The sequence below is a fragment of the Polaromonas aquatica genome, from assembly GCF_042659145.1.
Taxonomy (GTDB): Bacteria; Pseudomonadota; Gammaproteobacteria; order Burkholderiales; family Burkholderiaceae_C; genus Polaromonas; species Polaromonas aquatica.
The window spans coordinates 631,395-644,927 of sequence record NZ_JBHSRS010000084.1 but is presented as its reverse complement, the minus strand read 5'-3'; the positions used below and the strand labels follow the sequence as shown (position 1 = coordinate 644,927).

Here is a 13,533-nt window from a genome sequence, read left to right as displayed (position 1 = left end):
ATAGTTCTTCACCCGACCGTCTCCAGCGTCACCGCCCGCATTGCCGGGCGCAGCCGCCCCACGCGCAGCGCTTACCTGCAGCAACTGCATGCTGCTGCCGCACGTGACCGTGGTACTGATCGCATGGGTTGTGCCAACCTGGCGCATGCCGTGGCTGGCATGCCGCTGGACGACCGCTTCAAGGTCGTCACCGAGCGCGCACCCAATATAGCCATCGTCACAGCCTATAACGACATGCTGTCGGCGCACACGCCGCTGAAAACCTACCCGGACCTCATCAAGGACGAGGTGCGCAAGTTAGGCGCCACTGCCCAGGTGGCAGGCGGCGTGCCCGCCATGTGCGACGGCGTGACACAGGGCACCAGCGGCATGGAACTCAGCCTGTTCAGCCGCGATGTGATCGCCATGGCCACCGCCGTGGCGCTCTCGCACGACATGTTCGATGCGGCACTGATGCTCGGTGTGTGCGACAAGATCGTGCCCGGCCTGCTGATAGGCGCACTGCATTTCGGGCATTTGCCAACGGTGTTTGTGCCGGCCGGCCCCATGCCCTCGGGTTTGCCCAACAAGGAAAAAGCCCGCATACGCGAGCAGGCCGCGCAGGGGCTGGTGGGGCGTGAGGGCTTGCTCGACGCCGAACTCAAGAGTTACCACAGCCCGGGTACCTGCACCTTTTACGGCACGGCCAACAGCAACCAGATGCTGCTCGAAGCCATGGGCCTGCACGTGCCCGGCACGGCGTTTGTAGCGCCCGGCGGCACACTGCGCGATGAACTGACGCGCGAAGCCGCGCGTACCGTGCTGGGCATCATCAAGGCCAAACGCTTTGCCCCTATCGGCCTGATTGTTGATGAGCGCGCCATCGTCAATGCCATGGTGGCCCTGCTGGCCACGGGTGGCTCCACCAACCACCTGATCCACTGGGTGGCGGTGGCGCATTCAGCCGGTATCGTGATTGACTGGAATGACTTTTCCGACCTGTCCGATGTCGTGCCGACCCTGGCGCATGTCTACCCTAACGGCAGTGCCGACGTGAACCAGTTCCAGGCGGCGGGCGGCACCGGGCTCATCATTCGCGAACTGCTGGACGCTGGCCTGATGCATGAGGACGTGCTGACCGTGCGGGACGGGGGCATCCGTGAATACACGCGGGAGCCTTCACTGCTTGAATCCTCCTTGGCATGGCATGACGCCGATGCATCCAAAGACGAGTCGATTGTCCGTCCGGTTGCCAGTCCGTTCAGTGCCACGGGCGGGCTCAAGCTGCTGCAGGGCAACCTGGGCCGCAGCGTGATCAAGGTCTCGGCCGTGCCAGACGACCGGCATGTGATTGAAGGGCCTGCCCGTGTGTTCGATTCGCAGGAGGCTTTGCACGCGGCATTCAACAACAGCGAACTGGACCGGGATGTGGTGTGTGTGGTGCGCTGGCAGGGGCCGCAGGCCAACGGCATGCCCGAGCTGCACAAACTCACGCCGCCGCTGGCCGTGCTGCAGGGCAAGGGCTACAGGGTGGCGCTGGTGACCGACGGCCGCATGAGCGGTGCGTCGGGCAAGGTGCCTGCGGCCATCCATGTCTCCCCGGAGGCGGCTGCCGGTGGGCCACTGGCCAAGGTGCGCGACGGTGATGTGATCCGCGTCGATGCGCTCACGGGCCTGCTGCAGGTACTGGTGGGCGACGCTGAATGGGCAGCGCGGCAAACCGATGTGATGCCTGATGGCCTGCGTGCCGGCAACGCCATCGGCATGGGGCGGCAATTGTTTACCGGCATGCGTCGCCATGCCCTGACGGCTGAAGAAGGAGCTTTGTCGTGGATGTAAATCTTGACGTGAGCGGCAGGCTGACGGCCTTGCAACTGATGCTGGACTCGCCGGTGATTCCGGTCATTGTGCTGGACGATACAAACCAGGCCGTGCCGCTGGCCAGGGCCCTGCTGGCCGGCGGCATACGCATGCTGGAGGTCACCTTGCGCACACCGCAGGCACTGGCCTGCATTGAAGCGATCGCACGCGGTGTGCCGGAAGTGGTAGTTGGCGCAGGCACGGTGCGCAGCGCTGCCGACGCACAGGCTTGCGCCATGGCCGGTGCGCGTTTTGCCGTCAGCCCCGGCTACACGCATTCCGTGGGCCAGGCCTGCCGTGACGCCGGGCTGGCCCTGCTGCCCGGTGTGGCCACCGGTAGCGAGATCATGGCCGCGCAGGAAGATGGCCTGACGGAGCTGAAGTTTTTCCCGGCGATGCAGGCCGGAGGCCCGGCCATGCTCAAGGCATGGAACGGGCCGTTCGGAGATGTGCGGTTTTGCCCCACCGGCGGCGTGACCGTCGCCAATGCGCCGGAGTTTCTGACGCTGCCCAATGTGCTGTGTGTGGGCGGTTCCTGGCTCACGCCTGCGGACACGCTGGCACGCGGAAACTGGTCACACGTGACCGCGCTGGCTTTCCAGGCCTGCCGGCTGGCGCGGCAGGCTGTTTGAGCGCTGTAAAGGCATAAAAACCACTCTTTTTCAGGTGAAAAGTGCCTGTGGCCGCCGTGTAGTGCGCGCAATCAGCTATCAAAAACGTAGCATCCGCGCGCTGACTCTGGCCACTGTCCGTACCAGCTTTGACCGGGCTGGCCGTTACCTGGTTGTGCGAGTTTTAGTCGGAGCATGCTCCCAGGGCCTTGTCAGCCAAGGCCTGCGCCAGCACCTGGGTTGGATCAATCAGCTGAACCTGCGGGTGTTTTTCGAGCTCTCGCAGGGCCAGGGGGATTTCCGTGCAACCCAGGACAAGTACGTCCAGGGCGTGCCTGTCGATCAGCGCGCTGGCCACTTCCTGAAACTGCCGGTTCGCGAGCTTCAGGTCGCCGGCCTTGACTCCCTTGTAGATTCCGTGCATCAGGGCGCTGCGTTCCGCTTCAAGCGGGATGTGGCACACCAGCCCGGTGTCGGCCAGTGCTTTTTGGTAAATGCCGCTGCTGTAGGTCCCCTCGGTTGCAAGCAGTCCGGCGCGAACTGTCCCGCCTGCGCTCAAAACAAGCGCGACTTCCTGCGCAATGTGCAGAACGTCGATACGGGGAAAACGTTCCTGGATGGCGGTGTGCCAGGCATGCGCCGTGTTGCAGGCAATCGCCAGATGGCGCACGCCGAGCGCGGCCAGGCGGCCGACGGCCTGCAGCATGGGCTCAAGTGGTTGATGCGTGCCGGGGCTCGTATCCTGTAGCGCGTGCGTGCGGTCGGGAATCGGCAACTGTGCCAGCCAGTGCTCGGGAAAAGCCTGGTCGTTCACCGTGTGTCCGTCATGCTGCAGCCGGGCTGCGCACGCATCGACGAACAATCGCAGGAAGTCGGCGCCGGCTGCGGGTCCCATGCCGCCCAGAATGCCGACCACCGCGGTTTGCCGTCTCACGGTGCATGCCCCTTTCGCCGCAGCACCCGGCCTGCGCGGGAGCCTGTCATGTGACCTTCCTCGCAGGTCAATTCTCCATTGACGTAGACGGCCTTGATGCCGTCCGGCGGCAGCTCGGGTTGCCGGTAGGTGGCCCGGTCCAGGACGCTGTCGGCATCGAATGTCACGAGGTCGGCATGAAAGCCGGGGGCGACCAGGCCGCGGCGGTCCAGGCCGAAGCGGCGTGCGCTCAGGCCGGTCATCTTGTGCACGGCCTGCTCAAGGGTCAGCAATTTTTGCTGGCGTACGTAGCGGCCCAGCACGCGCGGGAAGGTACCCCACAGCCGCGGATGTGGATGTGTGTCATGGGCGAGTCCATCCGAACCCACCATGGTCAACGGGTGGCTGAGGATGTTGCTGACGTCGGCTTCGCTCATGGCGAAGTAGATGGCGCCGGCTGGTGCAAGTGCCCGTGCGGTCTGCTCCGGTTCTTCATTGCGCTGGGCCGCGAGTTCAAACAGGGAGCGGCCTGCAGCTTCAGGCTGCGACCGGGACCAAGCCACCATGACGTCACGCGACTGGCTGATCCGCGAAGGCAAAAGCATGGTCGAGGATGCGTCGTACGGGTAGCAGTCCATGCACACACTTTGCTCAAGCGCGGCCTTTTCCACCAGGGCCAAAGTCTCGACTGAACGGCCGTGGTTTTGTTTGCCCACCAGCTTGTGGTGTGACAGGACCAGCGGCACCTGCAGTGCGCGCGCTATGGAAAACGCTTCCCGCAGGGCTGCGTCGATGTTGTTGCCTTCGTCGCGGATATGCATGGTGATCAAGGCGCGTGACGCCGTGAGCGGCCGTGCGAGTTCCATCACTTCCTCGGCCGTGGCGGCGCTGGCGGTCGGGTAATACAGGCCGGTGGAAAGTCCCCAGGCGCCCGCACGCAGTGAGTTGTCAAGCGCAAGCTGCATGGCCAGGGTTTCACTGGCCGTGGCTGGCCTGTCCAGGTCCGCCATGTGGGCGACTCGCAGGGTCGAATGCCCGACCAGGCATGCCGCGTTGAGAAGCGGCCGGGCATTTTCCACGGCGCTCAGGTACGCGTCGAACGATGCAAAACGATAGGCAGCAGGGTCAAGGACGTCCAGCGGCGGGGGTGGCCGGTCACATACCAGCGGTGCAAGGCTAACGCCGCAGTTACCGGTTATGACGGTAGTGACGCCCTGCAGGGCTTTGGGGTGGGGGCGGTCATCCGGTTGCAGCAACAGCTGGTCGTCATGGGTGTGAACGTCGATAAAGCCCGGCGAAGTGACCAGGCCGCGCGCGTCGAAGCGACGGTGCGCTGGCGTTCCCGCCAGGTCGCCCACTTCGGTGATGCGCCCCGCGTACACGCCGATGTCCGCACGCTTTCTTTGCGAGCCGGTGCCGTCGACCACATCGCCACCTGCGATGACAAGATCAAGCATGGGCCTAGTCCACCTGGGCGCCTGAGCGCTGCACAATGTCGCTCCACATGCGGGTTTCGCGCAGGGCGCGATCGAACAGGCGTTCGGGCGGGCCCATGGCGGTTTCAAAGGCGAGGGCGTTGAATTTCTCGTTGAGTGAGGGCGTGCCAAGAGCCTTGTTGATCTCTGCGTTGAGCCGGAAAACGATGTCCCGCGGTGTGCCGATCGGGGCAACGATGCCGCCCCAGCTGGTTGTTTCATAGCCGGGCACGCCGGCCTCGGCAATCGTTGGTACGTTGGGAAAGAGCCGGCTGCGCGATCGGCCCGATACACCCAGTATGCGGACACGGCCGCTCTGGATGTGCGGCGCAATCGAGCCGATGTTGTCGAACATGACATCGATCTGGCCGCCTATCAGGTCCTGGATGGCCTGGGGGCTTCCGCGGTAGGGCACGTGGACCATGAAGGTGTTGGTCATGCTCTTGAAAAGCTCGGTGCCCAGGTGACCTGTCGTGCCGGTGCCGGCCGAGCCCGCTGTAAGCTTGCCTGGCCTGGCTTTGGCCAAAGCGATCAGGTCCTTGACTGTGTTGACCGGGAGATCATTGCGCACCACCAGCGCACTTTGCGTGTAGCCCATGATTGCAATGGGTACCAGTTGCTTATCGGGGTCGTAGGGCAGTTTCTTGTAGAGTGATTTATTGATGGCGAGTGTGTTCACATTGCCGTAACCCAGGGTGTACCCGTCAGCTGGCGAACGTACGAGTTCCTGCATGCCGATGTTGCCGCCGGCTCCAGGTTTGTTGTCGATGACAAAGGGTTGCCCGAGCAACCTGCCAAGTTCGCTGGTGAGAATCCGGCAAAGAATATCGGGAGAGCCGCCTGCCTGGGAGGGAACAATCAGGCGGATGGGTTTGTCGGGCCAGGCTGCGCGGGCCAGCATAGGCGTGGCCAGCAGGGCTGCCCCTGCCGTGTGCAGGATTCGGCGGCGGGATATATCTGTTTTACTCATGATGATGTCTTTCCTGATCGCCTCACACAAGGCGGCCTGGGCGAATAATGCATCAGGCAGATGCTGCCTTCAAACGATTCTTTTTATTGGATATCATGCGGTTTTCTCATGATGATTTATGAGCCGCATACCTTCCACGACGTCCCTGCTGTGTTTTGAAGTCAGTGCCCGTCTTGGCTCTTTCACGCGTGCCGGCAAGGAACTGCACCTCACCCAGGGTGCGGTAAGCCGGCAGGTGATCGGGCTGGAGGAGCGCCTGGGTACCAGGCTCTTCCTGCGCAAACAAAATGCGCTCACGCTGGCGCTGACAGATGCCGGGCGCCGTTACCTGGATGTCATTGCGCCGCTGCTCCAGCAGCTCGAACGCGCCACTGTCAATGCGATGGCGCACCAGGACAGCGGCGGAGCGCTCAATTTGTCGGTGGGTGCATCGCTGGGAAGCTATTGGCTGATTCCACGCCTGTCGGCGTTTACCCGCGAGCACCCGGAGATTGTCCTGAACATCGCCACGCGCGTGGGGCCGGCGGATTTCAGTTCGCCGGGCATCGATGCCTCACTGGAGTTTGGCGACGGCAAGCGGCCGGGGATGGCGTCTGATTTTGTGATGCCGCTGGAACTTCAGCCCTACGCCTCGCCAGGCTGGATTCGGAAATTCGGCGCCAAACTGGGCGCGCAGACGCCCAAGATGGCATTGATCCATCACTCTACCGGGCCTGAAGCCTGGACGGAGTGGTTCCGCCACGCCGGCATCAGCGCCGACCCGGGCCGTGAAGGGCCGCTCTACGATTTGATGTGGATGGCCATGAACGCTGCGGCGAGCGATCTGGGCGCGGTATTGTTGCCGCCCTATATGTCGAGCGAAGCGGTGGCCACGCAGCGGCTGAAGAGGCTGTCGCCGCTGAAGTGGCGCTCAGCCAAGGGCTACTACCTTGTCTATCCTCACGCCCATAGAGAACAACGTGCCCTGCAGACATTTCGCGCATGGTTGCTTGAGCAGGTGTGATCCATTCGTTTCGTTGCCGGCCTGTTGCAAGGTCTTCCAATGCAGATGCCCAATGTCTGCACCGGGCCGGTTTCCTGGGCAAGCATGCAGGCAGTCATCAAAAAGGCAGCAAACAGGTTTAAGGGTTGCGTCAGCGCAGTCCGCCACCTGCACCGGATTCGGCGCGCTGGATCAACTCGATCTTGTAGCCGATTGATCTAATTTCCATATTTTCATAAATCATTATGAATCAACAAGTTACGTGCATTGTAATATCGGAAAAATGCCTCAACATGCCTGATAAATGATGAAAGACGCCAAAAAATGGCGGCTGAAACTCAATCAGACTGTACGATGATCCATCTTGTTCAAGTCTTGGAGATCGTTTCATGGCAAAACCCCGACTCAAGCCATCTGGGAAATGGGAAATAGGGCTGAGGCACCCATTACTCCCGAACGGACGCAAATATTTTACCTTTGACACGGAGGCTGAAGCCATTGGCTACGGACAGCAGTGGAAGCTGATGAAGCATGCGGATATCCCCCCGCCGGCAGAGCTGACCACCCCGACATCCCCGGGCGAGGGTGTGCGCTTGTTGCGCATTCTTGGCGAGTGGTCGGACAGCGGTTTCGCAGCGCCTACGCAAATCCTCACCCTCAAGACGCTGACGCACGAGGTGGGGTCGATACGATTTTCAGAGGCTAACTACAAGTGGCTGACCGGCTATCTCCGCTTCCTGAAGGTGGAAAAGAATCTGTCACCCACGTCTATCAAACACCGCATCCAGGCTCTAAGCCGCGCCATCGACGAGTATTTGCGCCATAACCTGAACGTGAAGATCAGCAACCCAGTGAAGCTGCTCCCCAAGGGCTACTCGACCTATTCCGAGGTCGATGCCAAGATGGTGGTGGCCAAGGGCGGCGAGGTGAAGGTGAATGAGGCACGCGATAGGCGCCTGCTGCCAGGGGAACACGAGAAGATTGTTGCGGTGTTGTCGGGTTATGAGCGACCGGATCGCGAGCGCGGCCTGGAACTCAAGGGCGGTGATGCATTGTTGACCTTGTATCTGTTGATCCTGAATACCGGTCTGCGGCTGAGGGAGGCCTACACGCTTACCAGTGGCCAGGTTGACATGGAGAACAAGGTGATTCGAGTCAAGGAAACAAAACAGTGGCGGGGAAAGATTTCTTTCCGGGATGTGCCCATGCGCCCCGAGGTGTATAGGGCGCTGTCTTCCTACTTTGCGAGCCGGCCCCCTTTTGAACGCGGCACGCCGATATTTCCGTTCCTGGCGGAAGAGGGGGTAGAGGAGGGGAAGAAGGGCTTGACGCGTGCCAGCCAGCGGCTGTCGTTCCGTTTTAGGATCGCTTTCGAGTACATGGACATTGAAGGTCTGCATGAGCACGACCTGAGACACGAGGCGACGTGCCGATGGCTGGAGCTGAAAGACGTAGACGGACGCGATATGTTTCGCTTGGAAGAGTTGAACAAAATTATGGGATGGAAACCTGGTTCGGTGATGGCCCAGCGGTACGCCAGTTTCAGGGGAGTAGACCTTGCACAAAGGCTTTGGTCGGTATCGGAAGCGGCGGGGGTATCTGCCGCCGTGGCCTGATCGGTGTATTCAGGTTCGGGACCGTCTTTCTGGCATTGAGGTCCTGGCGCCGCTCCTCAGCCTCCTTCCGGGCGCGATCCGCGATGTAGGCCAGCAGGTCGGCCTTCACATAAATCCAGCCGCGGCCGAATTTCATCCCCGGTAGCTCGCCGCTACGGGTCAGTTCCTCTATCCGTTGTTCGGTGCAGTGCAGGAGTTCGGCGCACTGTTCGGCGTTGATCGTTTCGTCAGTCATGCTGCGCCGCCTTGCCGATAGTGTTTGTGGCTATCGCGCGCGTCGAAAGCCATGAAGCGGTTGCCTTTCCATAGTTCGGTCATGTTCTCGTGGCATGCGGATTCTTCGCTGTACCAAATGACACCGGCGAATCGCTTGACCAGTACCCACTGGCTGGGATTGCTCATGGTGGCCTCCATGTAGGACCATCGTGCTGAGTGGTCGTGTACGACACGGGGACATTGTCCTAGCCATGCCCCTTGCGCAAAACCTGCGTGGGCGCGGTTGGGCGTAGTGGGGCGTGTAAAGGCTGCGCGGACAACCGTATTGGACACATCAGTCGGTCAGCTAGCCACTCCATCGCTCTCTTGTTGCGGTGCTTTTCGTTGCTGGATCTTCATTTGTCTTACCGTAGTTGTGGCCACTTGATATGGCCCCGTGCATGGATACAACCGGTGGTACCCAGTGTCGATGGCCGCCAACAAGGCGACAGGATGACTCTTAGGTGCGTGCGGAGAAAGTCTAGGCTGCCATCGCAGCTATGCTCAGTCAAAATGCTAATTTGAAGGGATAGGAATGAACCATGAACTGTTGGAGGATTCCGCATGGCGTGGCCCTCTCATGCTTGCGATGCAGCGCGCCATCTTGGCCGAATTCAATTCGACGGATTGGCATGAGCTTGGCTACCTAACAGGGTTCCATGACTACATCCGTGGGCACGCACGGCTGCTCCGAAGCCTGGGATTCGGGGATGACGACTACGGTAGCTGTGTCTTCCAGGTGCTTGAGCATTTTGCGAGCAACGACATTCGAGCCTTGGTTGCCGTCATTGACCACCTCAAGGTTCGCCCGAATCTTGAACGGGAACAACCAGCCAAGCTGATTGAACTGGGCTACCAGGCGGGGCATGTTCCTGCTGTGCTGCCAACCGTCTCTGCATCAGAGGTCGTGCGCCGCGCTCTAGCAGATGCCGACCACTTGCTTCTCACATCTGGGGCTCCAAGTGCGATCGATCGCCTTCATACAGCCATGCATGGGTATCTGAAGTCGGCTTGCCAGGACGGTGCGATCGCGGTCCCAGAAAGTGCAACTCTCACCCAGGCGTACAAGGCGCTTCGTGCTCAACACCCTGCGTTGCAATCGTTGGGTGAGCATGACAGTGAGATCGGGAGAATATTGGGATCATTTGCATCTGTACTCGATGCACTTAACACCCTCCGTAACCATGGAAGTGTCGCCCACCCCAACGAGAATATTGTTGAGCGGGCTGAGGGCGAATTGGTTGTCAATGCCGTCCGAACGATCTTTCACTATTTGAGCCAGAAGATTCGTTCGTAAGAGTAGCCTGCCAGCCCATTCAAGCTAGGCCTGCCGATTGAACGTGACTTGTCATTCAGCGCCGAGAAGCCTTTGAGTACCGCGATACACGCGAAGCGCGACTGGCTGGACGGATTGATGCCTAACAAAGTAAATGAGACGTTATAGGGCACCTAGATCTACGTACATCACCAGAGTGCTTTCAGGCGAAGAAGATTGGTCTATTTCATTAGAACTCGGGCAAGTTTTCGAGGTTATCCCGTTCGGTGCTGTTTTTGTTGGTTGTCAGGTAGATGTCGTCAATGAGGTGCACTTGCGCACCTGTCTTCCATTTCCCCTCAGGGGTTTTCGTCCTTGTCTGGAATGTCACTTTGCCGAGGCGAATGAGATCGGCGACGAACGCACGCGGCACAGTTCGGTTCGGCCCGATTTCTCCGGGCTTTTCTTCTTTTACACGAACGAATTCGATATGGCTGCGTTCTTGGTTGTACCTGACAGCCGTGATGCAAAAATCTGTCATTTCCCTACCTTATTATGTGAATGGCGAGTGCCGTTGGAGAAGTGAGGGTGTTTGAGTGGATTTCAATAGCTCCAAATCCTGAAAAAGAGCGTCCCCGGCCGTGAATCACGGCCTGGGACGCTGTTGTGCTTTGCGGCGAGCCGCCTGGAGCGTCTCGCCCCATTCGGGTTCCCATCGTTCCCTCGCTCCGCTCGGCTGACGCCTCCAGCCCGGCTTTCAGATCCGGGCCTGCGCCCTTCGCTGGCCGCGCAGAGATGAATAGCAAACTGATGTTGCTCTACTGGCGCATCGACCAGCGCATCCACACGCAAGTCTTGGAGGGGCGAGGAGGCGGGTGGAACATGGGCGAAAGTTCTGCTCAGGCTGGCGGTGCAGTTGACGAAGGAGTACGGTGGCAGTTTCTCATTCAAGAACCTGCGCCGCATGGTGCAATTCGCCGTCATCTTCCAAGATGAGCTGATTGTCGTATCACTGATACGACAATTGAGTGGGACTCACTTCATCGTGCTTATTCCGCTGGAAGACCCGCTCCAGCGGGACTACTGCGCACAGATCGCCAGTGCTGAACGTTGGAGCGCGTGGACGGTGCGCGAGTACGTCGAATCGTCATGGCTCTTCATCCAGCACTTCTGATCAAGAAGTATGCTTCGACATCAAGGGCCAATCTTCCGGCACCAGCGCTGGCGGTTTGGTCCAGGGCTGCTCAACCAAGGAATCTTGGAACCACTGGTCCCGAAGATTGGCATGTTCTGTCACGATGAGTTGGAAACCAGGGACATCCTTCTTCGTGAAATTCAGCAGTAACTCGAACAGTCGGCGGACCGCTGCTAAGTCGGCGTCCGCCTCCGTTTTCTGGACAGTTCCATCCGCTTCTTGGTAGACCTTTTCCGAAGGGAAATAGACTTGGGTTGGCTGGTCGATAAGCAAGAATTGAGGAATCGGGCAGTTATTCCTTGAGGCGAAAAGATGCAGTGCCAATAACGCCGAGAGGTGGTAGGCCAGATGATTTTCGCCACCGCCCGTACGGCTCATGGGAACCGGACGATCCGGGCGATCAAAAACGATGGTGAGATGGTTGAGATCAAGCCGTGCGGGGAAGGCGCTGAACTCCGCCTCGAAGGTCTGGATGTACCGTGACACCTGTGCCGAGATGTTGTTCAGAATCGAAGTTAGTCGTTCGTGGCTGTCGTCAGCACCGACTTTCTTCTCCAGTTCATCAACCTTGAACTTCAGGCGCCGATGCTCTGCTTCGCGTGACGCCAACTCCGCATTGGGAATGAGATTTTCCAGGAACAAACTGATGCGGCCAACAACCCGTGCCGCCGCATTGTTGCGCGTCCCCATTTGTGCGATAACTTCGTTGGCCGCGATCGCAGCAGACAACTCCGCCTCCTTGTTCTTTATCGCGTCCACGACCTCGCGCACCTTGTCATCCTGCTCGGCAAGGTACGCCTCCAATTTGGGGCGTTGACCCGCGACAATGCTCATTTCTTCGTCGAGTGTTGCCAGTTCTTTGAGGAGCACTTGTGCAATGGGGGACTCCAGAGCCAGATTTGCTTCGCAAAATGGCCACTGCCATTCACCGGTCTCAGGGTTCTTGGGAAGCGCCTTGATGGACGCGAGTCGATCTTTTTGCTCCAGCGCTTCACTTTCAAAACCACCAGCCCGCCTGGAGAACTGGCGGGCAGCATCAACCCTGGATTGGACCTCTCGCCGATCCTTGCGTAGTTGGCTAATCTCTTCTTCGAGCCGAGATATTCTTTGACCGTCGTCGTCGGGAACCGTGGCCGGCTTCCATTGCAGGGTAGTACGCAAGGCGTCGATCACGCCATCCGGCCCAGCCTGTTGATTCTCCAGCGCAATGATGCCAACCGTCTTGGCTTCCGAGAAAAGGCCAATTCCCTTCTGCTGGGATGTATCGATGGCGTCCCGAGCCTGTTCGAGGAGCTTGGCGTTGAGTTTCAGCTCTCGCTGCGCCGCGCGCAGTTTGGCTTCCAGCTCGTACCGGTCATTGGAAGAAATGCCAAGAAGGATCGGCAATGTGTCGCGGATCGCCTGTGGCTGAAACGCTTCATTCTGACGATAGAAAAGTTGATCCTTGTTGGCAACGATGCCTTGCTTCTGGAATAAGTAGTAGTACGAGTGCTTGACGTTCGCGTCATAGCTTTCCCGGCTGTGCTCTATCGCAACATCGGTACGGTTCTCCGGGATGCCGAGCAGCCGCGACAGCAGCGCAACCACCGCATCGTCGTCGGTGTTGGCCGCCAATTCCTTAAAGTCAGGGGCTGCCAGTTGACTCCCCCTTCGCTGCATGGCGGTACTGCAGCTTGTGCCGCCAGCGGTTGGTGTGGGTTTTGCGATTAGTACCTGTTCCTGGGCGAACTGATAGATCACAGCGAACCACGCCACCTTGTCCCGAATGATGCCTTCCGGGACATTGAAGGTTGAACGCCCCATACAGTACTCAATGATCTCGGAGAGCGCTGATTTCCCAGTGGAGGAACGACCGGTGATGACGTTCAGGCCATCCACCTTGAACTGAAGATCCCGGCGTTGCCCGTCGTGACTGTAGATATGAATCGATTTGATTTTCATGGGCGAATTCCAAAGGTCGTGTACACCGTCACGCGGTCTGCGATGCGGGCAAATTCTTTTCCAACAATGCGTGCGACGCGCTGGCAGGCGATGGATTCATCGGTCCCTGTCACAGATTTCCGAACGCGATTCGGCACGGTCTTCAACCGGCCATCGTGCGACACGACAAAACATCCTCGTTCCATCAGCACGCCGAAAGCTTCGAGCGCAAATGGCAACAGGTCGCTGGCGCGGTCGGCGAAGCCAACCAGCAATTGAGGGTTTTTTTCGACGATTTTCAGAAGATAGCTGCGAGAACTGCCCGCGATCACTTCGCGAGAGTCTTTCTGCAAACACAGCGGTAACACCAGCAGCGCAAGAGAGAACGGCATGCCGTCCGGGTTCTCCTCCTCATAGCCTTGCAATGCCCTGAATAGCACCAGGCCGCAGAATGCGGGATTGAAAAGATTCATAACTTCGAATGGCCGTTGATCCCATCTTT

The 13,533-nt window shown here is 59.4% G+C and carries 14 protein-coding genes; 6 read left to right on the top strand and 8 right to left on the bottom strand.

The genetic code is table 11. From position 1 onward, the window contains the following. On the top strand, nucleotides 1-1,818 hold the full coding sequence (edd, locus tag ACFQND_RS24335) for a phosphogluconate dehydratase (protein WP_371440087.1): 1,818 nt from the start codon (nucleotides 1-3) through the stop codon (nucleotides 1,816-1,818). 38 nt (nucleotides 1,819-1,856) lie between these two features. Further along, on the top strand, nucleotides 1,857-2,471 hold the full coding sequence (eda, locus tag ACFQND_RS24330; protein ID WP_371440086.1) for a bifunctional 4-hydroxy-2-oxoglutarate aldolase/2-dehydro-3-deoxy-phosphogluconate aldolase: 615 nt from the start codon (nucleotides 1,857-1,859) through the stop codon (nucleotides 2,469-2,471). A gap of 163 nt (nucleotides 2,472-2,634) precedes the next feature. Here the strand turns inward: eda and ACFQND_RS24325 are convergent, their stop codons facing one another. Genes ACFQND_RS24325 through ACFQND_RS24315 form a run of 3 tightly spaced genes read right to left on the bottom strand, consistent with a single transcriptional unit; the run spans nucleotide 2,635 to nucleotide 5,808 of the window. Continuing rightward, complete coding sequence (locus ACFQND_RS24325) at nucleotides 2,635-3,384, bottom strand: aspartate/glutamate racemase family protein (RefSeq protein WP_371440032.1); 750 nt, start codon at nucleotides 3,382-3,384, stop codon at nucleotides 2,635-2,637. Continuing rightward, on the bottom strand, nucleotides 3,381-4,820 hold the full coding sequence (locus tag ACFQND_RS24320) for an N-acyl-D-amino-acid deacylase family protein (protein WP_371440031.1): 1,440 nt from the start codon (nucleotides 4,818-4,820) through the stop codon (nucleotides 3,381-3,383). The genes ACFQND_RS24325 and ACFQND_RS24320 overlap by 4 nt, the downstream gene beginning before the upstream one ends. Nucleotides 4,821-4,824: 4 nt before the next feature. Continuing rightward, entirely contained in the window at nucleotides 4,825-5,808 is a 984-nt protein-coding gene (locus ACFQND_RS24315) for a Bug family tripartite tricarboxylate transporter substrate binding protein (protein ID WP_371440030.1), read from the bottom strand. Between the two features lie 118 nt (nucleotides 5,809-5,926). On the opposite strand from ACFQND_RS24315, the gene ACFQND_RS24310 reads away from it, so the two are divergent. Both ACFQND_RS24310 and ACFQND_RS24305 read left to right on the top strand, forming a co-directional pair. Next, nucleotides 5,927-6,811: a LysR substrate-binding domain-containing protein gene (locus ACFQND_RS24310; RefSeq protein ID WP_371440029.1), complete on the top strand. Its 885-nt coding sequence runs from the start codon at nucleotides 5,927-5,929 to the stop codon at nucleotides 6,809-6,811. Nucleotides 6,812-7,179: 368 nt separating this feature from the next. Then, the gene (locus ACFQND_RS24305; protein ID WP_377414943.1) at nucleotides 7,180-8,406 is read left to right on the top strand and encodes a tyrosine-type recombinase/integrase; all 1,227 of its coding nucleotides are present in this window, start codon (nucleotides 7,180-7,182) and stop codon (nucleotides 8,404-8,406) included. On the opposite strand, the gene ACFQND_RS24300 is transcribed toward ACFQND_RS24305, so the two are convergent. Together ACFQND_RS24300 and ACFQND_RS24295 are read right to left on the bottom strand one after the other, a co-directional pair. Next, nucleotides 8,333-8,641 (bottom strand): helix-turn-helix domain-containing protein, encoded by a 309-nt coding sequence (locus ACFQND_RS24300; protein ID WP_377414940.1) that lies wholly within the window; start codon nucleotides 8,639-8,641, stop codon nucleotides 8,333-8,335. The genes ACFQND_RS24305 and ACFQND_RS24300 overlap by 74 nt on opposite strands. After that, the gene (locus ACFQND_RS24295) at nucleotides 8,638-8,808 is read right to left on the bottom strand and encodes a hypothetical protein (RefSeq protein ID WP_377414937.1); all 171 of its coding nucleotides are present in this window, start codon (nucleotides 8,806-8,808) and stop codon (nucleotides 8,638-8,640) included. The genes ACFQND_RS24300 and ACFQND_RS24295 overlap by 4 nt, the downstream gene beginning before the upstream one ends. 388 nt (nucleotides 8,809-9,196) lie before the next feature. Here ACFQND_RS24295 and ACFQND_RS24290 point away from each other — a divergent pair, with 388 nt between their 5' ends. Continuing rightward, complete coding sequence (locus ACFQND_RS24290; protein ID WP_377414934.1) at nucleotides 9,197-9,958, top strand: abortive infection family protein; 762 nt, start codon at nucleotides 9,197-9,199, stop codon at nucleotides 9,956-9,958. 208 nt (nucleotides 9,959-10,166) lie between these two features. Here the strand turns inward: ACFQND_RS24290 and ACFQND_RS24285 are convergent, their stop codons facing one another. Then, nucleotides 10,167-10,457: a DUF3892 domain-containing protein gene (locus ACFQND_RS24285; protein WP_377414931.1), complete on the bottom strand. Its 291-nt coding sequence runs from the start codon at nucleotides 10,455-10,457 to the stop codon at nucleotides 10,167-10,169. Between the two features lie 375 nt (nucleotides 10,458-10,832). On the opposite strand from ACFQND_RS24285, the gene ACFQND_RS24280 reads away from it, so the two are divergent. Continuing rightward, nucleotides 10,833-11,090: a DUF1016 N-terminal domain-containing protein gene (locus tag ACFQND_RS24280; RefSeq protein ID WP_449301358.1), complete on the top strand. Its 258-nt coding sequence runs from the start codon at nucleotides 10,833-10,835 to the stop codon at nucleotides 11,088-11,090. Here ACFQND_RS24280 and ACFQND_RS24275 read toward each other — a convergent pair whose 3' ends face one another. Together ACFQND_RS24275 and ACFQND_RS24270 are read right to left on the bottom strand one after the other, a co-directional pair. Next, the gene (locus ACFQND_RS24275; protein ID WP_377414928.1) at nucleotides 11,091-13,052 is read right to left on the bottom strand and encodes a DUF3732 domain-containing protein; all 1,962 of its coding nucleotides are present in this window, start codon (nucleotides 13,050-13,052) and stop codon (nucleotides 11,091-11,093) included. Beyond that, complete coding sequence (locus tag ACFQND_RS24270) at nucleotides 13,049-13,504, bottom strand: three component ABC system middle component (RefSeq protein WP_377414925.1); 456 nt, start codon at nucleotides 13,502-13,504, stop codon at nucleotides 13,049-13,051. The genes ACFQND_RS24275 and ACFQND_RS24270 overlap by 4 nt, the downstream gene beginning before the upstream one ends. Nucleotides 13,505-13,533: the final 29 nt, after the last annotated feature.